This window comes from Kitasatospora sp. cg17-2 (genome assembly GCF_054031055.1).
Map to the genome: position 1 here is coordinate 5,250,554 of NZ_CM132923.1, position 19,042 is coordinate 5,269,595.

A 19,042-nucleotide genomic window follows, 5' to 3' on the forward strand; every position below is an offset into this window, starting at 1 on the left:
TCCGTGTCCGGGGGCGGCCGCGGGGCGCTGGTCAGCGCTGGGTGTCGAAGAAGGCGCGGAGCTGTGCGCCGCATTCGTCGGCGAGGACGCCCGGGATCACCTCGGGGCGGTGGTTGAGCCGCCGGTCGCGCATCACGTCGAAGAGCGAGCCGGCCGCGCCGGCCTTCTCGTCGAGGGCGCCGTAGACCACGCGGTCGATCCGGGAGAGCACGATCGCGCCCGCGCACATGGTGCAGGGCTCCAGGGTGACGACCAGGGTGCAGCCGCTCAGCCGCCATTCGCCGACCCTGCGCGCGGCCTCGCGGACCGCGACCACCTCGGCGTGGCCGGTCGGGTCGCCGACGGCCTCGCGCTCGTTGTGGCCCCGGCCGATGATCCCGCCGTCCGGGCCGAGGACGAGCGCCCCGACCGGGACGTCCCCGGTGGCCGGCGCCAGGGCGGCCTCGGCGATGGCGAGGCGCATCGGCGCCGCCCAGCGGTCGCGGACCGGATCGGGGCGGACGGGAGCGGGCAGCGGCGGGATCGGTCGGACGGACTGCATGGCATCCAGTGTCGGGCATGTCGGGGGCCCGGTGGTCCGGGCGGTGGACACGGGGCGTTACCGGACGGCCTCCAGGACCTCGCCGCAGCCGAGCGCCTCGGCGATCTCCTCCAGGGCGTCACCGGGCACCGCGCCCTCGCCGCTGAGGGAGAGCAGGGCGTCCGCGGCGAGTCCGAACTCGGTCAGCAGGTGGGCGTCGCCGAGCGGGCCGACCGGGACCCCGTTGTGGCCCTCGCCGTCCTCGTCGTCCTGCTCCTCGGCCTCGGCCTCCTCCTCCAGCTCGGCGACCAGGTTGTCGAGGTCGCCGAACTCGCTCTCGCCGGCCTGGTCCACCAGTTCGTCGGTGAGCACCGAGCCGTAGGAGCTGCGGGCGGCGGCGGCGCCGTCCGACACGAAGATGCGCGGGTCCTCCTCGCCGTCCACCCGGACGATGGCGAACCAGGCGTCCTCCTGTTCGATGAAGACCAGGACGCTGTCGTCGTCCTGGGCCGCTCCGCGGGCCAGATCGGCCAGGTCGGCGAGGGTTTCGACGGAGTCCAGCTCCGTCTCGCTCACATCCCACCCGTCCTCGGAGCGAGCAAGCACTGCAGCGAAGTACGCCACCAGGGACACTCCCAAGATCTCGTCTCGGCTGTGGCGCGCTCGGGCGACGCGGAACTGGCCGCCCCCGCGCCAGAGGCGGCCCGCTGTTCGGACCGTCCCATCGGAATCGTGACAGAAAGCCAGGCTCTGCGGGGGGTGTTCTGCAGCGCGTCTTTGCAGGTCGTGTCGGAAGGGTTGGCCGCCGGACGGTGTACGGCGACGGGGTGGCAGCGGGACTGTGGAGAACCCGTGGAGAGCCCGTCAGATCCGGAAGGTTCGCATCCGCATGGCCTCGCGCATCCGGCGTTCCTTGGTGCGGCGGGGCTGGACCCGCTCGCGCAGTTCGCGGGCCTCGGTGAGTTCGCGCAGGAAGACAGCGCGGCGCCTGCGGCGCTCCGCCTCGGTCTCCGGACGGTCCGGGGGCGGGCCCGAGAGGCCGCCCGACGAGGTCGAGGCCCCGTCCGCCGAGCCGTTCCCGTGGTTCGGGTTGCTCGTCATAGGACCTGACTTTCCCAGATCGGCCGGGTTGATACCACAGGAGGCCGTTCCGTCCGGACATTCGCGGTGCGTCACCGCGCGTCACGGCAGAGTGAGCACCGGCCCGGGCGGCGCGCGGCGCGGCCTGGCACGGCGTGTCGTACGGGCGTCCGGGCGCGGGCTAACCTCGACGCATGCGGATCCACGTCGTCGACCACCCCCTGGTCGCCCACAAGCTCTCCACCCTGCGCGACGAGCGCACCGACTCGCCGACCTTCCGTCGTCTGACCGACGAGCTGGTGACCCTCCTCGCGTACGAGGCCACCCGGGACGTCCGCACCGAGGAGGTGGAGATCACCACCCCGGTGGCCGTCACCACCGGTACCCGGCTCTCCTACCCGCGCCCGCTGGTGGTGCCGATCCTGCGCGCCGGCCTCGGCATGCTGGACGGCATGACCCGGCTGCTGCCGACCGCCGAGGTCGGTTTCCTGGGCATGGTGCGCAACGAGGAGACCCTGGAGGCCTCCACCTACGCCACCCGGATGCCGGACGACCTGTCCGGCCGCCAGGTGTACGTGCTCGACCCGATGCTGGCCACCGGCGGCACGCTGGTCGCGGCGATCCGGATGCTGATCGAGCGCGGCGCCACCGACGTCACCGCCGTGGTGCTGCTGGCCGCCCCGGAGGGCGTCGCGGTGATGGAGCGCGAGCTGTCCGGCCTGCCGGTCACCGTGGTCACCGCGGCCGTCGACGAGCGGCTGAACGAGAACGGCTACATCGTCCCGGGCCTCGGCGACGCCGGCGACCGGCTGTACGGCACGGCGGGCTGAACCCGTCCGGACACGGATGCGACGGAGCCCCCCGGTACTGGACCGGGGGGCTCCGTCGTGCGTGCGGGGGGTGCGTGCCCGGATCCGTGCCGGGATCCGGGGCGGGGTCAGCAGTTGCCGGTGCTGCTGGGGGCGGGGACCGGTCGGGTGGCCAGGGCCAGCGCGGCGGCGGCCTGGGTGTCGTCGAGCAGGGTGTTGTAGCTGTCGCCGATGACGAAGTCCACGGTGCCGTCGGTCCGGGCGTCGGCGGTGCTGGTGGCACCGGCGATCACCGAGCCGACCAGGGTGGACGCCCCGGCGCCGGCCGGGCCGGCGACCACCTGGGCGGTGCCGGGCACCTTCTTGTCGAGCTCCGCCGGGGCGTTGCCGACCTTGCCGATGGTGAAGCCGCGCTTCTTGAGCTCCTCGGCGGTGCGGGCGGCCAGACCCGCCTTGGCGGTCGCGTTGTAGACGTTCACGGTGACGGCCGCGGGCTGCGGGACCGCCGCGGGGTCGATCGGGGCGGCGGCCGTGCCGGGCACGGTCGGCGCCTCCGGGGTCGGGGCGGCCAGCGGCTTGCCGGAGGGGCCGGCGCAGGCCTGGGCGGAGGCGTTCTTGCCCTTGCCGCTGAAGATGTCCCAGAGCTGGACGCCGCCGAGGCCGATCAACGCCAGCGCGAGCAGTGCGCCGAGCAGCGCGAACACCTTGCGGCTCTTCTTCGGTGGGCGGCCCAGCCGCGGATACGCGTTGCCGGTGATCCGGTACTGCTTCCCCTTCAGACCTTGGGGAGTCAACATGCTCACGGTTTGTCTCCCCCTCGTGCCGGGGCGGGGATCGGGTGAAGGTGGGACGCGGCGTCGCGGGAAGGCGATCGCGGCCGTAGTCAGCAGATTAGTGCCGTACTGCCGCGAAGGTACTAAACGATCATCATCCGGAGTACTCCGGGACCCGAATGGCGGCACCCCGGTACGAACGGACCGCCCCCCGGTACTGACCGGAGGGCGGTCCGACACGTGCGGCCGGGTGAACCGACCTGGTGGTCATTCCATTTCGAGGACACGGGCGTGCAGCACCTGGCGCTGCTGGAGCGCGGCGCGGACCGCGCGGTGCAGTCCGTCCTCCAGGTACAGGTCCCCGTGCCACTTCACGACGTGCGCGAAGAGGTCCCCGTAGAAGGTGGAGTCCTCCGCCAGGAGGGTCTCCAGATCCAGTTGTCCCTTGGTGGTCACCAGCTGGTCGAGTCGCACCGGGCGCGGGGCGACGTCCGCCCACTGGCGGGTGCTGGTACGGCCGTGATCCGGGTACGGCCGACCATTGCCGATGCGCTTGAAGATCACACGGAAAGCCTACCGTTTGGGCGGCGGATGGCCCAGCAGCCGTGGCGTCGCCACGCGCACCGGTGCGAGCTGCGGGCGGGGGATTGCGGCTGTTTCATGGGAAATGTCGTGTAGATCCCTCGGGATCGATGCCCGTTCCTCCGGCCCGCGGGGCCGCCGCACCGCCCGGGAGGGTGCCCGATGTCCGCTCTCGTTCCGTCCGCCGTCCGGGAGATCGCCGACGGGTACGCCTTCACCGGGCCCGCGCTGGACCTCGGCGCGGTGCTGCTGGACGGCACCGCGTACGCCGACGCCCCGGTGCGGGTGCCGCTCGCGGTGCTCAACCGGCACGGGCTGGTGGCGGGGGCCACCGGCACCGGCAAGACCAAGACCCTCCAGCTGATCGCCGAGCAACTGTCCGCCCAGGGCGTGCCGGTGTTCCTCGCCGACATCAAGGGCGACGTCTCCGGCGTGGCCGCGCCCGGCGAGCCGGGGGAGCGGACCGCCGCCCGGGCCGCCGAGGTGGGCCAGGACTGGCGGCCGCAGGGCTGTCCGGCCGAGTTCTACGCGCTCGGCGGTCTGGGCAGCGGCATCCCGCTGCGGGCGACCGTGACCAGCTTCGGCCCGCTGCTGCTGTCCAAGGTGCTGGACCTGAACGAGACCCAGGAGTCCTCGCTCGGCCTGGTCTTCCACTACGCCGACCGCAACGGCCTGGAGCTGTACGACCTGAAGGACCTCACGGCGGTCATCACCTTCCTCACCTCGCCCGAGGGCAAGGAGGAGCTGAAGGGCATCGGCGGGATCTCCGCCGCCACCGCCGGGGTGATCCTGCGCTCGCTCACCCTGCTGGAGAACGAGGGGGCGGGGGCGTTCTTCGGCGAGCCGGAGTTCGACACCGCCGAGCTGCTGCGGACGGCGGACGGGGGCGCGGGCGTGGTCTCGGTGCTGGAGCTGCCCGCGGTGCAGGACCGGCCGAGGCTGTTCTCGACCTTCCTGATGTGGCTGCTCGCCGACCTCTACCAGGAGCTGCCGGAGGTCGGGGACCTCGACCGGCCGAAGCTGGTGTTCTTCTTCGACGAGGCGCACCTGCTGTTCAAGGGCGCCTCCAAGGCCTTCCTGGAGGCGATCACCCAGACCGTCCGGCTGATCCGTTCGAAGGGGGTCGGGATCTTCTTCGTCACCCAGACGCCGAAGGACGTGCCGGCGGACGTGCTGGCGCAGCTGGGCAACCGGGTGCAGCACGCGCTGCGGGCGTTCACCCCGGACGACGCCAAGGCGCTGAAGGCGACCGTCTCGACCTTCCCGAAGTCGCCCGCCTACGACCTGGGGGAGGTGCTGACCTCGCTCGGGACCGGTGAGGCGGTGATCACGGTGCTGTCCGAGAAGGGCGCGCCGACGCCGGTGGCGGCGACCAGGCTGCGGGCGCCGCAGTCGCTGATGGGGCCGATCGCGCCGGCGGCGCTGCAGGCGGCGGTGGACGGGTCGGCGCTGGCGGGGAAGTACCGGGACGCGATCGACCGGGAGTCGGCGTACGAGAAGCTGGCGGCGCGGGCGGCCCGGCCGGAGGCGGAGCCGGTGCCGGACCCGGTGCCGGACCCGGCGTCCGCGGGCGGTGCGGAGCCCGCGCGCGAGCGGTCGCCGGAGCGCTCGTCGGGGCGGTCGCCGGAGCGGGCGCAGGAGGGCGGCGGCGGGCTGCTGGGGTCGCTGATGAGCAACCCGGCGCTCAAGTCCTTCGCCCGGTCCGCCGGGACGCAGCTCGGGCGGGAGATCTCCCGGAGCCTGTTCGGGACCTCGCGGCGGCGCCGGTGAGGGGCGGGTGGGGCCGTAGGCGGAGGGCCGGTCGGGGCCTCGGTGAAGGGCCGGCCGGGACCGTCGATCGGGGCCCGGCCGGCCCTCAGGCCAGCGCGGCGCCGATCCGGTCCAGCGAGGACAGCCGCATCAGGCCGTAGTGGTAGAACTCGACCTCCGGCACGCCCAGGTCGCGGAGTACGGCGATCTTGGCGGCGAGGTCGGCGGGGCCGTCGCAGTCCGAGGCCATCGGCCGCAGGATCACCGCCATGTCCTGGGGGCGCACCCCGTGCAGGGCGAAGGCGGCGACCTTCTCGCGGACCGCCTCGGGCGTGCGGGCGTAGCCGAGGGTCTCGATCTGGTGGGCGGCCTTCGCCAGCCCCGGCAGGTCGATCCCGGACAGCCAGCCGGTGCCCGGGCCGCCGCCGTCCATGAAGCTCAGCCGCATGCCGTGGCGGGACGCCTCCTCGGCGAGTTCGGCGGCCAGCGAGGTCACCGTCGCGGCCGAGGCGTCCACGTAGGCGGCGACCGCGCCGTCCGCGAGCCGGTCCAGCGCGGCCGGTTCGGCGGCCGCCGCCTCGTCGGCCAGTCGGCGGCGGACCTCGGCGCGGACCGTCGCGGCCACCTCCTCGGCGGGGACGCCCGCCCGGACGGCGGCGGCCCGGCAGTGCGCGCAGAAGCAGATCCCGAGCAGCGCCTCGGCGGCCGCGCCCAGCTCCTCGAAGTACCGCTCGTGGTGGTAGCCGTGGCGCAGGCCGTGGAAGTGCAGCGACTCCGCCCGGATCGCGTCCACGCCGTACCGGGCCAGCTCGGTGACCAGGGTGCGGGCGTACTCGCGGACCTCCGGGTGGGCCGGGCACAGCTCGGTGAGGTGGCGGTCGCCGAAGGCGTTGGCGGGGGCGCAGTCCGGGTGTTCGAAGCCGAGCCGGTCGTTGTGGCAGAAGACCGTCCACGCGTGCAGCTTCAGGCCGCGCCGGCCGGCCTCCGCGGCGGCCTCGGCGAAGGGGTCGCGGTCGCCGATCGCGGTGGACGGCGTGGGTCGCAGCCGGCGGCCGGACCAGCGGGCCGGGTCGGGGCGGAAGTACGCCGCGCCCGGCTCCAGGTAGCGGATCACCCGGTGGGGGTTGTGCGGGAAGACGTCGCGGGCCTCGTGGTAGACCGAGGCGAGGGTGACACCGCCGACCCCGGCCCGGTCGGTGAGGTTGCCGAAGAAGGTGTCGGCGCCCTCGTCGAGGAGGTCGGTGGCGAAGGCGAGGACGGACGACTCCACGGTGCGGCTCCGGAGCAGGGGGCGGGTGCCCGCCCACGCTAACCGGCGGGGTGCGCAATGGTCTATACCTGGCTGCGACGGCGCGCCGTTTCGGCCGGTCGGAGCGGGTGCCGGGAGGGAAGCAGGGGATGCCGGGGGGATGCGGGGGGATGCCGTGACGGGGTGCCGGTCGCCGGGGCTCAGATGCCGAGGTCGTCGAGTTCCTTGAGCAGGGCGGAGGCCGGGCTGCCGGGCGTCGTGCCCGGGCCGGCCGCCGCGGGCGCCTCCGGGGCCCGTCGGGGCCCTCGGTCGCGCAGCAGCCAGGCGCCGAGGAGTCCGCCGGCCAGTCCGCCGAGGTGGCCCAGCCAGCTGACCCCCTGGGCGCCGGGCAGCACGCCCAGCAGGAGGTAGGAGTAGAGCGCGGCGACGACCACGCCGATCGCCGTGTCCACCAGGTTGCGGTCGAAGATCCCGCGCAGCACCACATAGCCGAAGTACCCGTAGACCACGCCGCTGGCGCCCGCGGTGACGGCCTCGGGGCGCTCGAACCACCAGACCGTCAGACCGCTGGACACCACGATCAGCGCGGTCGCGAGCAGGAAGCGCCTCATGCCCCGGTACGCGGCCAGGAAGCCGAACGCGAACAGCGGCCAGGAGTTGGCCTCGATGTGCTCCCAACCGAAGTGCAGGAACGGCATGGTGAGCAGGTCGGGCAGTTCGTCGAGCCGACCCGAGCTCATGCCGTACTCGTAGGAGAGCCGGTAGTCGTCCAGCCAGTTCGCCACCTGGACCGCCCAGATGACGGCCAGCACGCCGAGCATGGTGAGGAGCGCGGCGCGGGAGTCGCGGAGCAGTCGGGCGGATCGCGGAGCCATGTCCCGACTGTAGGGCCGCGCCGGGCGGTTGGTCACCCCACTAAGGTGAATCCTGTCCGACGGCCCGCGTCAGGGCCCGGGCCTCCCGTTGTCCCGCCGTGCCGAGAGGTGACCCTCCATGAGTGTGCGTCCGCCGCTGCCGTACGAATTCCTGCCGCAGGTGCCGTCCTTCGAGCTGACCAGCGAGGACGTCGCCGAAGGCGGCACGCTGGCCCAGGAGTTCGTCCACGCCGGGGGCAACCTCTCGCCGCAGCTGGCCTGGTCGGGCCTGCCGGAGGGCACCCGCTCGATCGCCGTCACCTGCTACGACCCGGACGCGCCGACCGGCTCCGGCTGGTGGCACTGGCTGGCGCTGAACCTGCCCGCCGACACCGCCGGTCTGGCGCGCGGCGCCGGGGCGTCCGACGGCGACCTGCCGGGCGAGCGCTCCTTCCACGGGCGCAACGACTTCCCGGGCAACCAGTACGACGGCGCCGCCCCGCCGCCCGGGCCCGCGCACCGCTACGCGTTCGCCGTGCACGCCCTCGACGTGGACGCGCTGGACGTCACGGCCGGGACCCCGGCGGCCCAGATCGGCTTCCACATCACCTTCCACACCTTGGCGCGGGCCGTGCTGACCGCCGAGTTCGGGGTCTGAGGACCGCTTCCGACCGACGGCGGCGCCGTCGCCCGTGCGACCTGCGGGCGGCGGCGCCGTCCGTTTCCCCGGGCCGCTTTCCGTCCCCGTCCCCGCCCCCTGACCCGCCTCAGGCCGGGTCGGCGGCGCGGCCGGCGCGGTCGGCGAGGGTGCGCAGGTGGGTCCGCAGCTCGGGCGGCGAGTGCACCTCGAACTCGCAGCCGACCATCAGCAGGCGCATCGCCAGCCATTCCAGGGAGTCGGTGCGGGAGCGCATTCGGCAGCTGTGCTCGTCGATCGGCTCCACCTCGGTGTCGCCGTAGCCGCCCAGGCGGTGCCGGGCGTCCTCGGCGGGGAGCCGCAGGGTGGCGTCCAGGGTGTACGTCGAGGACTGTCGGCGGAGCTTGCTCGCGACGTACGCGGCGGCGTCCTCGGCAGGGAGTTGGCGCGGGGTGAAGCGGGCACCGGTGGCGAAGGGGTCGCTGACCCGGTCCACCCGGAACAGCCGCCAGTCGTCCCGGTCGAGGTCGAAGCCGACCAGGTACCAGCGGCGGCCGGCCGAGACCAGGCGCTCGGGCTCGACCTGGCGGCGGGTCTCGGCGCCGTTCCCGGCCCGGTAGCCGAAGCGCAGGCGCTCGTGGTTGGCGACGGCGTTGGCCATCACGGTGAGGTCCTCCGGGTCGACGGTCGGACCGTCGCCGCCGAGCAGCGGGAGGGTGGCCCGGTCGAGGGTGGAGACCCGGTGGCGCAGCCGGGAGGGCAGCACCTGGAGCAGCTTGCCGAGCGCGCGCACCGAGGCCTCCTCGATGCCGACCACGGCGTGTCCGGCGGCGGCGCGCAGGCCGACCGCGATCGCCACCGCCTCCTCGTCGTCCAGCAGCAGCGGCGGCATCGCGGTGCCCGCGACCAGCCGGTAGCCGCCGACCGGGCCCATCGCGGCCTCGACCGGGTAGCCGAGCTCGCGGAGCCGGTCGATGTCGCGGCGGATGGTGCGGGGACTGACCCGGAGCCGTTCGGCGAGCTCGCTGCCGGGCCACTCGCGCGGGGTCTGCAGCAGGGAGAGCAGGCTGAGGAGTCGTGCCGGGGTATCGGTCATGAGGTCCAGGGTGCCGGAAGTCGAGGCCAGGATCTGACCTACATGCTTCCTAATGTGGTCCACGTGCTGATGAGGAACGGCGACGAGGAGCGTGTGGTGCAGAAGGATTCGGGTTCGGGCGCGGGGGCCGGACCGGTGCGGGTGTCGGACCGGCGGAGGTGGATCGCGCTGGCGATCGTGATGACCGCCTCCTTCATGGACCTGGTGGACGTCACGATCGTGAACATCGCGATCCCGAGCATCCAGGAGTCCACCGGGGCGTCGTTCTCCGCCGTGCAGTGGGTGACCGGCGGGTACGCGCTGGCCTTCGCGATCGGGCTGATCACCGGTGGCCGGCTGGGCGACATCCACGGCCGGAAGCGGCTCTTCCTGATCGGCATGGCCGGCTTCACCCTCGCCTCCGCGCTCTGCGGTCTCGCGAGCGGCCCCGAGGTGCTGGTCGCGATGCGGATCCTCCAGGGCGGCACGGCGGCGCTGATGGTGCCGCAGGTGCTGTCCATCGTCCACGCGACCTTCCCGGCGGAGGAGCGCGGCAAGGTGTTCGGCCTGTTCGGCGCGGTGGTCGGGCTGGGCGCGGTCAGCGGACCGCTGATCGGGGCGCTGCTGACGGAGTGGGACGTGCTGGGGCTCGGCTGGCGGCCGATCTTCCTGATCAACCTGCCGGTCGGGATCGCCGGTCTGGTGCTCGGCCGGATCTACATCGGTGAGTCCAGGGCCGAGAAGGCGCTCCGGCTGGACCTGCCGGGCGTGCTGCTGGCCAGTGCCGGACTGCTGATGCTGATCTACCCGCTGACCCACGGCCGGGAGGCCGGCTGGCCGCTCTGGGGCCACCTGGTGATGGCCGGGAGCCTGCCGGTGTTCGCGCTGTTCGTGGTGTACGAGCGGTTCAAGACCCGGCGGGACGGCTCGCCGCTGGTGGAGCTGTCGCTGTTCCGGGTGAAGTCCTTCGCGGCGGGCATCGGTGTCCAGCTGACCTTCGGCGTGGTGTCCGGGATCTTCTTCCTGGTCTGGACCCTCTACATGCAGCTCGGCCTGGGCTGGAGCCCGTTGAAGGCCGGCGCGACCGGTATCCCGTTCTCGCTCGCGGTGTCGACGGCGGCCGGGGTCTCGGTGCAGCAGCTGGTGCCCAGGTTCGGGCGGAAGGTGCTCCAGGCGGGGGCCCTGGTGATGGCCGTCGGCGTGCTCGTCTACATCGCCGAGGCACACCGGTACGGCACCGGCATCGCGCCCTGGCAGATGGCGCTGCCGCTGGTGGTGATGGGGGCCGGGATGGGCCTGATCGTCGCGCCGATCACCAACGCGGTGCTGGCGGAGGTCCCGCAGGAGCACGCCGGTTCGGCCTCCGGGCTGATCAACACGGTGAACCAGGTGGGCCTGGCGCTCGGCCTGGGGCTGGTGTCGGTGGCGTTCTTCGACGCGGTGCCGGCCGGGGCGGCCGCCGGCCCGGCGTTCGTGGGCGCGTTCCAGCACGCGATGTGGTGGGTGCTGGGGGTGCTCGCGGTGGTGTTCCTGCTGATGTTCGCGCTGCCCGGGCAGCGGCAGGCGCAGGCCGCTCCGGCCGCCGCCGAGGAGGCCGAGCGGGAACTCGCCCTGGTCTAGGCCCTCTCTTCGGGTCGTCCTGTGCCGAGGGGCCGTCCTGTGCCGAGGGGCCGGAGAGACGTTTCTCTCCGGCCCCTTCCGCACACCCGGCGCCCGACGGGAGCGGCGGAGGCTCAGGCGCGGACCTTGGTCCTCGCCCGGGCGTCCTTCGCCGCCTTCTCCTCCTTGGCGGCCAGCTTCAGTTCCTGCTTGGTGGCGCGCACCCGCTCCAGCGACTCGGGGCCGGTGATGTCCGCGACCGAGCGGAACGCGCCGTCCTCGCCGTACGCCCCGGCCGCCTCGCGCCAGCCCTCCGGCCGTACGCCGTACTGCTTGCCGAGCAGGGCCAGGAAGATCTGCGACTTCTGCTTCCCGAACCCGGGAAGGGCGTTGAGCCGGCTGAGGAGTTCCCGCCCGGTCGCCACGTCCTTCCAGAGCGCGGCGGCGTCCCCGTCGTACTGCGCCACCAGGAACTGGCAGAGCTGCTGCACCCGTTTGGCCATCGCCGCCGGGTACCGGTGCACCGCCGGCTTCTCGCAGAGCAGCGCGACGAACTCCTCCGGGTTGTACGTGGCGATCTCGTGCGCGTCCAGGTCCTCGTGCCCCAGCCTCCCGGCGATCGTGAGCGGTCCGGTGAACGCCCATTCCATGGGCACCTGCTGGTCCAGCAGCATCCCGACGAGCGCGGCGAGCGGGCTCCGCCCGAGCAGTTCGTCGGCCTCGGGCTGCTGCGCGAGCCGCACGGTGACGTTCATGGGCTGACCTCCTCGGAGCATGGACTCGGGTCGCGCCCAGTCTGCCGGGCGGGCGCCGAGGGGGCCGCGTCAACACGCCATGACCAGCTGATTCCTTGGAAGCGCGGGTTGGTTCGTCGGCGGACTTCTGTGCGCCGGCGGCGCCGTCACTCCAGACCGAGGGTCAGATGGGGGTAGCCGAGCCGGATCCGCTCCCCGAGCCCGGCGCCGGGTGCGAGGCCGAGACCGTCGATGAACGCCTCCAGCCGGGCGGTCGCCCCGGCGACGGTGTCGGCCTCCCCCTTGAACTCGAACTCGACGAACTCGCCCAGCCCGGCGACGCGGTCGAAGGCCACCGCGATCCCGTCGACGTGCCACTCCTCGCGGGTCTTGTCCACGACCGTCAGCTCGGTGAAGTCGAGCGAGGCGAGCAGCCGCCGCACCGCCTCCGCGTCGCCCACCGTGCTCTCGTACTCGTCGCAGTGCGTCTTCACCGGCGAGGCGATCGGGTGGAACCGCTTGAAGTTGACCGAGGCCGAGCCGTCCTCGACCCGCACCCGCAGCCACTCGGAGACCACCTCCTGACCGAGGAAGTCCCGGTGCGGCGCGTTGTAGTACGTGTCGACCTGCCGGGTCGGACTCCCCGGCCGCGCGCCGAGCGCGGCCAGCCGCTCCTTCAACCCGTCGGCCGGGCCGACGAGTCGGAACTTCTGCTCGACCTCGGTGTACTCCACGGCGGTGCGCCCCTGTCGGTCGGGATCTCGGACGGCGAACGGCGAACTCGCCGGTGCGGCAGGCGCGGTGACGGCCCGGTCCGGCGCGGTCCGAGCGTAGTGGTCCGAGGGGACCGACGGGACCGGGTGGATGGGGTGGAGCCGACCAGTCGTACGAATGATCCATTTGCGTCAAGTGAGTTGATCAAGTGTTCGATCGAACTGGGCTATCTCATATGACTGTTCCGGTTCTCCGGCTGAGAGCGGTGGAGTCGGGTAATGCTGTGTCGGCCCCGTCGACGCGTCCAGAAAGGCTCGCCCGGTGTCCCAGCCGTTCGAACTGCCCTCCTTCTACGTGCCGCACCCGGCGCGGCTCAATCCGCATCTCGACGAGGCCCGGGCCCATTCCTCGGTGTGGGCCCGGGAGATGGGCATGCTGGAGGGGTCGGGCATCTGGACCCGGGCCGACCTGGACGCCCATGACTACGGGCTGCTCTGCGCCTACACCCACCCCGACGCCTCGGCCGAGGTGCTGTCGCTGGTCACCGACTGGTACGTGTGGGTGTTCTTCTTCGACGACCACTTCCTGGACGTCTTCAAGCGGACCAACGACCGGGTGGGCGGCAAGGCGTACCTGGACCGGCTGCCGTTGTTCATGCCGGCCGATCCGGCCGCGGAGATGCCCGAGCCCACCAATCCGGTCGAGGCCGGGCTGGCGGACCTCTGGCGGCGGACCGTGCCGGCGATGGGCGAGGACTGGCGGGCGCGGTTCGCCGAGAGCACCCGGAACCTGCTCAACGAGTCGCTCTGGGAGCTCGCGAACATCGACGCGGGCCGGGTCGCCAACCCGGTCGAGTACATCGAGATGCGTCGCAAGGTGGGCGGCGCGCCGTGGTCCGCCGGGCTGATCGAGTACGCGGCCGGGGCCGAGGTGCCGGGCGCGGTGTCGGGGTCGCGGCCGCTGCGGGTGCTGATGGAGGCCTTCTCGGACGGCGTCCACCTGCGTAACGACCTGTTCTCCTACCAGCGCGAGGTCGAGGACGAGGGCGAGCTCAGCAACGGCGTGCTGGTGCTGGAGAAGTTCCTGGAGTGCACGACGCAGGAGGCGGCGGACGCCGTCAACGGCCTGCTCACCTCGCGCCTCCAGCAGTTCGAGAACACCGTGGTGACGGAGCTGCCGCAGCTGTTCGCCGACACCGGGCTGGACGCGCACGAGCAGGCCCGGGTGCTGGCGTACGTCAAGGGGCTGCAGGACTGGCAGGCCGGCGGGCACGAGTGGCACATGCGGTCCAGCCGGTACATGAACGGCGGCGGCGCGGCGGCGGACGCGGCCACCTGGTGGGACCCGTTCGCGATCGGCGGGGTCGGGACGTCGGCGCTGGACGTCCTGCGGTCCGGCGGGGCGCTGGGTGATCTGGCCGAGGAGCTGGGCTCGTTGAGCCGCACCGGGCCGGTGACGCGGGACTGGGCGCCGACGGTCGGGGAGTCGCCGGTGGCGGCGCTGCTGGGCGCGCTGCGGGGGGCCGGTGCCTCGCTGGAGTCGCCCGGGACGGGGCTGATCGGCGGCTCGCGCGGGGACGTCGAGCCGGGGGTGCGGCGGGCGCGGTCGCACGCGCACGTGCCGTTCCAGGCCGTCGGGCCGTCCCGGCTGCCGGAGTTCCGGCTGCCGTTCACGGTCGAGCCGAACCCCTGCCTGGAGGCCTCGCGGCTGCACACGGTCGAGTGGGCGGGCCGGATGGGCCTGCTGGAGGCCCGGGCGGGAGACCCGACCGCGGGGGTCTGGAGCGCGGCGGACGCGGCCGACTACGACCTCGCACTCTGCGCGGCCGGCATCCACCCCGATGCCAGTGCCGACCAACTCGACCTCACCACCGACTGGTTGCTGTGGGGGACGTACGCCGACGACTGGTTCCCGAGGGCGTTCGGCCGGACCGGCGACCTGGCCGGGGCCAAGGCCGCGCACCAGCGGTACCTGCTGCTCATGCCGGTCGACGGGGAGCCGGGCGCGGAGCCGCTGAACGCGCTGGAGCGCGCGCTGGCCGACCTCTGGGAGCGGACCGCCGGCCCGATGACGACCGAGGCGCGGGGGAAGCTCCGCGATGCCGTGGAGGCGATGCTGGAGAGCTGGCTCTGGGAGCTCGACAACCAGATCCAGAACCGGATCCCGGACCCGGTCGACTACCTGGAGATGCGGCGCGCGACCTTCGGCTCCGACCTCACCATGGCCCTGTCCCGGCTGGCGCACGGGAAGGTCGTGCCGGAGGGCGTCTACGGGAGCGGCCCGATGCGGTCGCTGGAGAACGCGGCCGCCGACTACGCGGCGCTGATGAACGACCTCCACTCGTACCAGAAGGAGGTGGAGTTCGAGGGCGAGGTGCACAACGCCGTCCTGGTGGTGCAGAACTTCTTCGACTGCGACTACCCGGCGGCGGTGCGGATCGTCGACGACCTCATGCACTCGCGGCTGGACCAGTTCCGGCACGTGGTGGCCGAGGAGTTCCCGGTGCTGTTCGAGGACTTCGACCTGGACGGCCCGGCCCGGGCGACGCTCGCCGGGTACGTGAAGGAGCTGGAGAACTGGCTCGCCGGGATCCTGGTCTGGCACCGGGACTGCCGCCGGTACCGGGAGGAGGACCTGCTGCGGCACTTCGGGCGGGACACGGCCGGGGCGGTGGCGGAGGAGGCGGTGGAGCCGGCCGGTGCCGCGGTGGGCGCGCTGCTGACGCGGCCGACCGGGCTCGGGACTTCGGCGGCCTCGGTGGCGGGCGGCTTCGGCCGGGTCGCGGTCGGGTCCTGAGCAGGCCGACAGACCGGAGGCCGGCAGGCCGGAGGCCGGCAGGCCGATCGGACGGCTGCGGCGGCCCGCCGGGGGACTGGTCCTCCCGGCGGGCCGCCGGCCTCTTGACGCGCGCGCGGGCAGGGTACTGGCTAGGGTGGCGAATCGGGACAAAACGCCACACGAGAGGCTTTGCCATGCCCGTGCTACCCGAGGGAACGCCCTGCTGGGCCGACGCGATGTTCACCGACCTGGAGGGCGCGAAGGCCTTCTACGGCGACGTACTCGGCTGGACCTTCGGTGAGTCCTCCTCCGAGTTCGGCAACTACACCCAGGCCTACTCCGACGGCAAGGCGGTCGCGGCGATCGTCCCGCCGATGCCCGGCCAGGACGGGACCGCGGTGTCCGCCTGGTGCCTCTACCTCGCCTCGCCCGACGCCGCCACCACCGCCGAGAAGATCCGCGCCGCCGGGGGCGAGGTCCTGATGGGCCCGATGGCGGTGGGCGACTTCGGCTCGATGGTGATCGCCAAGGACCCGGCCGGGGTCGTCTTCGGCGTCTGGCAGGCCGGTACCCACGAGGGCTTCGAGAAGCAGGGCGCGTCGGGCGCGTACACCTGGGCCGAGGTCATCACCCGCGACGAGACCGCCGCCGACCGCTTCTTCCCCGCCGTCTTCCCCTACGCCGTGAAGCGGATGGACTCGGAGCAGGTGGACTACAAGATCTTCCACGTCCGGGAGCAGCCGGTGCTCGGCCGGATGCTGGCGGGACCGACCGATCTGCCGGCCGAGGCGCCGAACTACCTCAGCGTGTACTTCGCCGTGGACGACTGCGACGCCACCGTCGCCAAGGTCACCGACCGCGGCGGCAAGCTGTACTTCGGCCCGATGGACAGCCCGTTCGGCCGGTTCGCGGCGGTCGGCGACCCGCAGGGCGCGGCGTTCGGCGTGATCGACCTCGGTCGGACGGCCGGCGACATGCCGGTCATGGTTGCGGAGTGAGCGCGCCGGAGTCGGCGGGGGCGGCACGGTCGGCGGGGACGGCCGGGCTCGACGGTGAGCGGGCGGACCTGCTGCAGACCCTCGACAAGCACCGGGGGTTCCTGCGCTACACGGTCCGCGACCTCACCGACGAGCAGGCCGCCCGGCGCACCACGGCCAGTGAGCTGTGCCTGGGCGGGCTGATCAAGCACGTGGCCGGGACGGAGGCGGGCTGGATGCGGTTCGTGGTCGGCGGCGCGGACGCGATGGTGTCCGACCCCGGCGACTGGGAGGCGCAGTTCAGGATGGCCGAGGGGGAGACCCTGGCCGGGCTGCTCGCCGGGTACGAGCAGGTGGCCGCGGCGACGGACGCGCTGGTGGCGGGCCTGCCGGACCTGGACCTGGCGCATCCGCTGCCCGCCGCGCCGTGGTTCGAGCCCGGCGCGGTCTGGTCGGCGCGGCGGGTGCTGCTGCACATCATCGCGGAGACGGCGCAGCACGCCGGGCACGCCGACATCATCCGGGAGTCGCTGGACGGGGCGAGGACGATGGGCTGAGGGGCGCCGTCCGACGGCGGCGGGGTGGGGGCGGGGCCGGGCCGGGTCAGACGGGCAGGGGTTCCACGCCGAGCAGCTCGCGCAGGGCCCGCTCGCCGTCCGGGGTGACCCGCAGCGCGCGGCCGGAGCCGATCCGCTCCACCCAGCTCCGGTCCAGCGCCGTCCGGCAGAGCAGCGCGCCGAAGGCTCCGCCCAGGTGGTTGCGCCGCTCCGTCCAGTCCAGGCAGGTGCGGACCACCGGGCGGGCGCCGGGGCGTCCGGCCCGGGGCGGCAGCTCGGCGCCCAGGTCGGTCAGCCAGGCCCGGCCGGCGGCGGTCAGGGTCGGGCCGTCCTCCTCCGTCACCAGGCCGCGGGCCAGGACGGCGTCGCCGACCGTCACACCCAGCCGGCCGGCGAGGTGGTCGTAGCAGGTCCGGGCGCGGGCCTCGGCGCTCAGCCGGGTGCTCTCGCGCAGGGAGCGCGGGGCGGGGGATCCGGCCGGTGTTCCGTCCGGCGTTCCGGTCGGGGGCGTGAAGGCGGAGAGGTCCTCGATCAGCGTGGCGACCTCCGGTCCGGCCAGCCGGACGTAGCGGTGCCGGCCCTGCCGTTCCTCGGCCAGCAGCCCGCCCTCGATCAGCCGGGAGAGGTGCTCGCTGGCGGTGGACGGCGCCACGCCGGCCTGCCGGGCGAGTTCGCCGGCGGTCCAGGCGCGGCCGTCGAGCAGGGCCGTGCAGAACGCGGCCCGGGTGGGATCGGCGAGCAGGGCGGCCAGTCGGGCGAGGGACATGGGTCCATGGTGCCCCCGGGACGGTTCGGCGGGCGCCGAAACGTCGCGGTCCTAGGGTCGGTACCCCGGGATCACCGCTTTCGACGCCCGAGCCGGTGGGGCCGACCCGATCCCCGTCCGTACGAGAGGACCGTCCGATGAGCACCGCCCCGTTCGCTGTCCCGCCGGCCACCCCGTTCGCCGCGCTCCACCGCCGCCCGGGCGAGCCGCTGCTGCTCCCCAACGCCTGGGACCACGCCTCCGCCGCCGTCCTCGCGGAGCAGGGCTTCGCGGCGATCGGCACCACCAGCCTCGGCGTCGCGGCGGCGGCCGGGCTGCCCGACGGTGCCGCCGCCACCCGGGACGAGACGCTCCGGCTGGCCCGGCGACTCGGCCGGTCCGGGCGCTACCTGCTCTCCGTCGACGTGGAGAACGGCTTCAGCGACGATCCGTCCGAAGTCGCCGCGCTGGCCGTGGAGTTGGCGGAGTCCGGGGTGGTCGGCATCAACCTGGAGGACGGTCGTCCGGACGGCACGCTCACCCCCGCGAGTGTGCACACCGCCAAGATCGCCGCGATCAAGGCCGCCGTGCCGGCCCTGTTCGTCAACGCCCGCACCGACACCCACTGGCTCGCGGTGCCGGATCCCGCCGAGGAGACCGACCGCCGGCTCGCCGCCTACGAACGGGCGGGCGCGGACGGCCTGTTCGTCCCCGGGCTGGCCGACCCGGCCGCCGTCGCGCGGATCTGCGGCACCGTCACCGCCCCGCTGAACATCCTCTGGTCCCCGACCGGCCCCACCCTGGCCGAACTCGCGGCCCTCGGGGTCGCCCGGGTCAGCCTCGGCTCGCTGCTCTACCGGACCGCCCTCGCGGCCGCCGTCTCGACCGCCCTCGCCGTCCGCGACGGTGCTCCGGCAGCCGCGGCCGGGACTCCCGGGTACGCCGCCGTCCGGTCCCTGTACGCCGACGGGCGGTGAGGGCGGGGACCGGCCTGCGACGACCCGGCGGAGCCGGGCGTCAGTCGTCGGTGAGGTACCGGCGGCCGGGTATCTGCTCGAAGATCAGGTTGGTCCGGGTCTGCGCCACCGCCGGGTGGGTGGTGAGGTGGTCCACCACGAAGTCGCGCAGTTCCTCCGGTCCGGCCACGCCCACGTGCAGCAGGTAGTCGTCGGATCCGGCCATGTGGAACACCGCCAGGACGCCGGGCAGGTCGGGCGCGGTGCTGCGGAAGCTCTCGTTCTGCTCACGGGTGTGCGCCCGCAGCCGGACCGAGATCATCGCCTGCAGCGGCAGTCCGATCGCCGCCGGGTCGATCTCGGTCCGGAAGGCACGGATGATGCCGCGTTCGCGCAGGGTGCGCACCCGCGCCAGGCAGGTCGAGGGGGCGATGCCCACGGCCTCGGCGAGCGCGTTGTTCGGCGTGCGGGCGTTCTCGGCGAGAACACGCAGGATCGCGCGGTCGATGTCGTCGACGGACGCCCGGTGGGCCTGCGGAAAATTCGGCACGTCGCCCAGAGTCGCCGACCCGGCCGCACATTGGCAAGACAAACATGATCGATTTCGAATCTTGTTCGGAAGACTATCGCCGAGGTGCGGAGAAGTTCCATTCT

General features: G+C 73.4%; 20 protein-coding genes. 8 read left to right on the forward strand and 12 right to left on the reverse strand.

The window, feature by feature from the left end:
* Nucleotides 1-31: 31 nt before the first annotated feature.
* From tadA to ACW14Y_RS22245, 3 genes are all read right to left on the reverse strand, one after another.
* A complete protein-coding gene (gene tadA, locus ACW14Y_RS22235; protein ID WP_380391021.1) occupies nucleotides 32-541 on the reverse strand; it encodes a tRNA adenosine(34) deaminase TadA in 510 nt (169 codons plus the stop codon).
* Nucleotides 542-598: 57 nt separating this feature from the next.
* On the reverse strand, nucleotides 599-1,144 hold the full coding sequence (locus ACW14Y_RS22240; protein WP_375983563.1) for a tRNA adenosine deaminase-associated protein: 546 nt from the start codon (nucleotides 1,142-1,144) through the stop codon (nucleotides 599-601).
* Nucleotides 1,145-1,384: 240 nt separating this feature from the next.
* Entirely contained in the window at nucleotides 1,385-1,621 is a 237-nt protein-coding gene (locus tag ACW14Y_RS22245; RefSeq protein ID WP_380300933.1) for a hypothetical protein, read from the reverse strand.
* Nucleotides 1,622-1,794: 173 nt separating this feature from the next.
* Between ACW14Y_RS22245 and upp the strand changes: the two genes are divergently transcribed.
* Complete coding sequence (gene upp, locus ACW14Y_RS22250; protein WP_030392574.1) at nucleotides 1,795-2,430, forward strand: uracil phosphoribosyltransferase; 636 nt, start codon at nucleotides 1,795-1,797, stop codon at nucleotides 2,428-2,430.
* Between the two features lie 107 nt (nucleotides 2,431-2,537).
* Here the strand turns inward: upp and ACW14Y_RS22255 are convergent, their stop codons facing one another.
* Nucleotides 2,538-3,206, reverse strand: a complete 669-nt coding sequence (locus ACW14Y_RS22255; protein WP_456983104.1) for a LytR C-terminal domain-containing protein — start codon at nucleotides 3,204-3,206, stop codon at nucleotides 2,538-2,540.
* A 243-nt stretch (nucleotides 3,207-3,449) separates the two neighbouring features.
* Complete coding sequence (locus ACW14Y_RS22260; protein ID WP_030061387.1) at nucleotides 3,450-3,746, reverse strand: type II toxin-antitoxin system VapB family antitoxin; 297 nt, start codon at nucleotides 3,744-3,746, stop codon at nucleotides 3,450-3,452.
* A gap of 180 nt (nucleotides 3,747-3,926) precedes the next feature.
* Here ACW14Y_RS22260 and ACW14Y_RS22265 point away from each other — a divergent pair, with 180 nt between their 5' ends.
* Nucleotides 3,927-5,534: a helicase HerA-like domain-containing protein gene (locus ACW14Y_RS22265; RefSeq protein ID WP_456983107.1), complete on the forward strand. Its 1,608-nt coding sequence runs from the start codon at nucleotides 3,927-3,929 to the stop codon at nucleotides 5,532-5,534.
* Between the two features lie 85 nt (nucleotides 5,535-5,619).
* On the opposite strand, the gene ACW14Y_RS22270 is transcribed toward ACW14Y_RS22265, so the two are convergent.
* Both ACW14Y_RS22270 and ACW14Y_RS22275 read right to left on the reverse strand, forming a co-directional pair.
* Nucleotides 5,620-6,783, reverse strand: coding sequence for a hypothetical protein (locus ACW14Y_RS22270; protein ID WP_456983109.1), 1,164 nt, complete (start codon nucleotides 6,781-6,783; stop codon nucleotides 5,620-5,622).
* A gap of 179 nt (nucleotides 6,784-6,962) precedes the next feature.
* Nucleotides 6,963-7,637, reverse strand: coding sequence for a rhomboid family intramembrane serine protease (locus ACW14Y_RS22275; protein WP_380390369.1), 675 nt, complete (start codon nucleotides 7,635-7,637; stop codon nucleotides 6,963-6,965).
* Nucleotides 7,638-7,755: 118 nt separating this feature from the next.
* On the opposite strand from ACW14Y_RS22275, the gene ACW14Y_RS22280 reads away from it, so the two are divergent.
* Nucleotides 7,756-8,274, forward strand: a complete 519-nt coding sequence (locus tag ACW14Y_RS22280; protein WP_380300941.1) for a YbhB/YbcL family Raf kinase inhibitor-like protein — start codon at nucleotides 7,756-7,758, stop codon at nucleotides 8,272-8,274.
* A gap of 109 nt (nucleotides 8,275-8,383) precedes the next feature.
* On the opposite strand, the gene ACW14Y_RS22285 is transcribed toward ACW14Y_RS22280, so the two are convergent.
* The gene (locus ACW14Y_RS22285) at nucleotides 8,384-9,349 is read right to left on the reverse strand and encodes a helix-turn-helix transcriptional regulator (protein ID WP_380300943.1); all 966 of its coding nucleotides are present in this window, start codon (nucleotides 9,347-9,349) and stop codon (nucleotides 8,384-8,386) included.
* Between the two features lie 69 nt (nucleotides 9,350-9,418).
* Here ACW14Y_RS22285 and ACW14Y_RS22290 point away from each other — a divergent pair, with 69 nt between their 5' ends.
* Nucleotides 9,419-10,948 carry an MFS transporter gene (locus ACW14Y_RS22290; RefSeq protein ID WP_380301039.1) on the forward strand — a complete coding sequence of 510 codons (1,530 nt, stop codon included), beginning with the start codon at nucleotides 9,419-9,421 and terminating at the stop codon, nucleotides 10,946-10,948.
* A 113-nt stretch (nucleotides 10,949-11,061) separates the two neighbouring features.
* On the opposite strand, the gene ACW14Y_RS22295 is transcribed toward ACW14Y_RS22290, so the two are convergent.
* Nucleotides 11,062-11,682 (reverse strand): HhH-GPD-type base excision DNA repair protein, encoded by a 621-nt coding sequence (locus ACW14Y_RS22295; protein ID WP_030392582.1) that lies wholly within the window; start codon nucleotides 11,680-11,682, stop codon nucleotides 11,062-11,064.
* Between the two features lie 146 nt (nucleotides 11,683-11,828).
* A complete protein-coding gene (gene cyaB, locus ACW14Y_RS22300; protein WP_380436381.1) occupies nucleotides 11,829-12,395 on the reverse strand; it encodes a class IV adenylate cyclase in 567 nt (188 codons plus the stop codon).
* Between the two features lie 301 nt (nucleotides 12,396-12,696).
* Between cyaB and ACW14Y_RS22305 the strand changes: the two genes are divergently transcribed.
* The 3 genes from ACW14Y_RS22305 to ACW14Y_RS22315 all read left to right on the forward strand — a co-directional run bounded on the left by ACW14Y_RS22305 (nucleotide 12,697) and on the right by ACW14Y_RS22315 (nucleotide 16,687).
* Nucleotides 12,697-15,171 carry a terpene synthase family protein gene (locus ACW14Y_RS22305; RefSeq protein WP_402722853.1) on the forward strand — a complete coding sequence of 825 codons (2,475 nt, stop codon included), beginning with the start codon at nucleotides 12,697-12,699 and terminating at the stop codon, nucleotides 15,169-15,171.
* A 176-nt stretch (nucleotides 15,172-15,347) separates the two neighbouring features.
* Nucleotides 15,348-16,151: a VOC family protein gene (locus ACW14Y_RS22310; protein ID WP_380300949.1), complete on the forward strand. Its 804-nt coding sequence runs from the start codon at nucleotides 15,348-15,350 to the stop codon at nucleotides 16,149-16,151.
* Nucleotides 16,148-16,687, forward strand: a complete 540-nt coding sequence (locus ACW14Y_RS22315) for a DinB family protein (protein WP_402722854.1) — start codon at nucleotides 16,148-16,150, stop codon at nucleotides 16,685-16,687. Before ACW14Y_RS22310 ends, ACW14Y_RS22315 begins: the two co-directional genes overlap by 4 nt.
* 46 nt (nucleotides 16,688-16,733) lie before the next feature.
* Here ACW14Y_RS22315 and ACW14Y_RS22320 read toward each other — a convergent pair whose 3' ends face one another.
* Complete coding sequence (locus ACW14Y_RS22320; RefSeq protein WP_456983114.1) at nucleotides 16,734-17,453, reverse strand: ArsR/SmtB family transcription factor; 720 nt, start codon at nucleotides 17,451-17,453, stop codon at nucleotides 16,734-16,736.
* Between the two features lie 137 nt (nucleotides 17,454-17,590).
* On the opposite strand from ACW14Y_RS22320, the gene ACW14Y_RS22325 reads away from it, so the two are divergent.
* Nucleotides 17,591-18,409, forward strand: a complete 819-nt coding sequence (locus ACW14Y_RS22325; protein ID WP_456983116.1) for an isocitrate lyase/PEP mutase family protein — start codon at nucleotides 17,591-17,593, stop codon at nucleotides 18,407-18,409.
* Between the two features lie 40 nt (nucleotides 18,410-18,449).
* Here the strand turns inward: ACW14Y_RS22325 and ACW14Y_RS22330 are convergent, their stop codons facing one another.
* Complete coding sequence (locus tag ACW14Y_RS22330) at nucleotides 18,450-18,938, reverse strand: Lrp/AsnC family transcriptional regulator (RefSeq protein WP_380300957.1); 489 nt, start codon at nucleotides 18,936-18,938, stop codon at nucleotides 18,450-18,452.
* Nucleotides 18,939-19,042: the final 104 nt, after the last annotated feature.

Coding starts and splice junctions, on each gene's coding strand:
- ACW14Y_RS22275 (WP_380390369.1), bottom strand. CDS start 7,637: ATGGCTCCGCGATCCGCCCGACTGCTCCGCGACTCCCGCGCCGCGCTC.
- ACW14Y_RS22325 (WP_456983116.1), top strand. CDS start 17,591: ATGAGCACCGCCCCGTTCGCTGTCCCGCCGGCCACCCCGTTCGCCGCG.
- ACW14Y_RS22280 (WP_380300941.1), top strand. CDS start 7,756: ATGAGTGTGCGTCCGCCGCTGCCGTACGAATTCCTGCCGCAGGTGCCG.
- ACW14Y_RS22285 (WP_380300943.1), bottom strand. CDS start 9,349: ATGACCGATACCCCGGCACGACTCCTCAGCCTGCTCTCCCTGCTGCAG.
- upp (WP_030392574.1), top strand. CDS start 1,795: ATGCGGATCCACGTCGTCGACCACCCCCTGGTCGCCCACAAGCTCTCC.
- ACW14Y_RS22310 (WP_380300949.1), top strand. CDS start 15,348: ATGCCCGTGCTACCCGAGGGAACGCCCTGCTGGGCCGACGCGATGTTC.
- ACW14Y_RS22295 (WP_030392582.1), bottom strand. CDS start 11,682: ATGAACGTCACCGTGCGGCTCGCGCAGCAGCCCGAGGCCGACGAACTG.
- ACW14Y_RS22245 (WP_380300933.1), bottom strand. CDS start 1,621: ATGACGAGCAACCCGAACCACGGGAACGGCTCGGCGGACGGGGCCTCG.
- ACW14Y_RS22255 (WP_456983104.1), bottom strand. CDS start 3,206: ATGTTGACTCCCCAAGGTCTGAAGGGGAAGCAGTACCGGATCACCGGC.
- ACW14Y_RS22290 (WP_380301039.1), top strand. CDS start 9,419: ATGAGGAACGGCGACGAGGAGCGTGTGGTGCAGAAGGATTCGGGTTCG.
- ACW14Y_RS22320 (WP_456983114.1), bottom strand. CDS start 17,453: ATGTCCCTCGCCCGACTGGCCGCCCTGCTCGCCGATCCCACCCGGGCC.
- tadA (WP_380391021.1), bottom strand. CDS start 541: ATGCAGTCCGTCCGACCGATCCCGCCGCTGCCCGCTCCCGTCCGCCCC.
- ACW14Y_RS22265 (WP_456983107.1), top strand. CDS start 3,927: ATGTCCGCTCTCGTTCCGTCCGCCGTCCGGGAGATCGCCGACGGGTAC.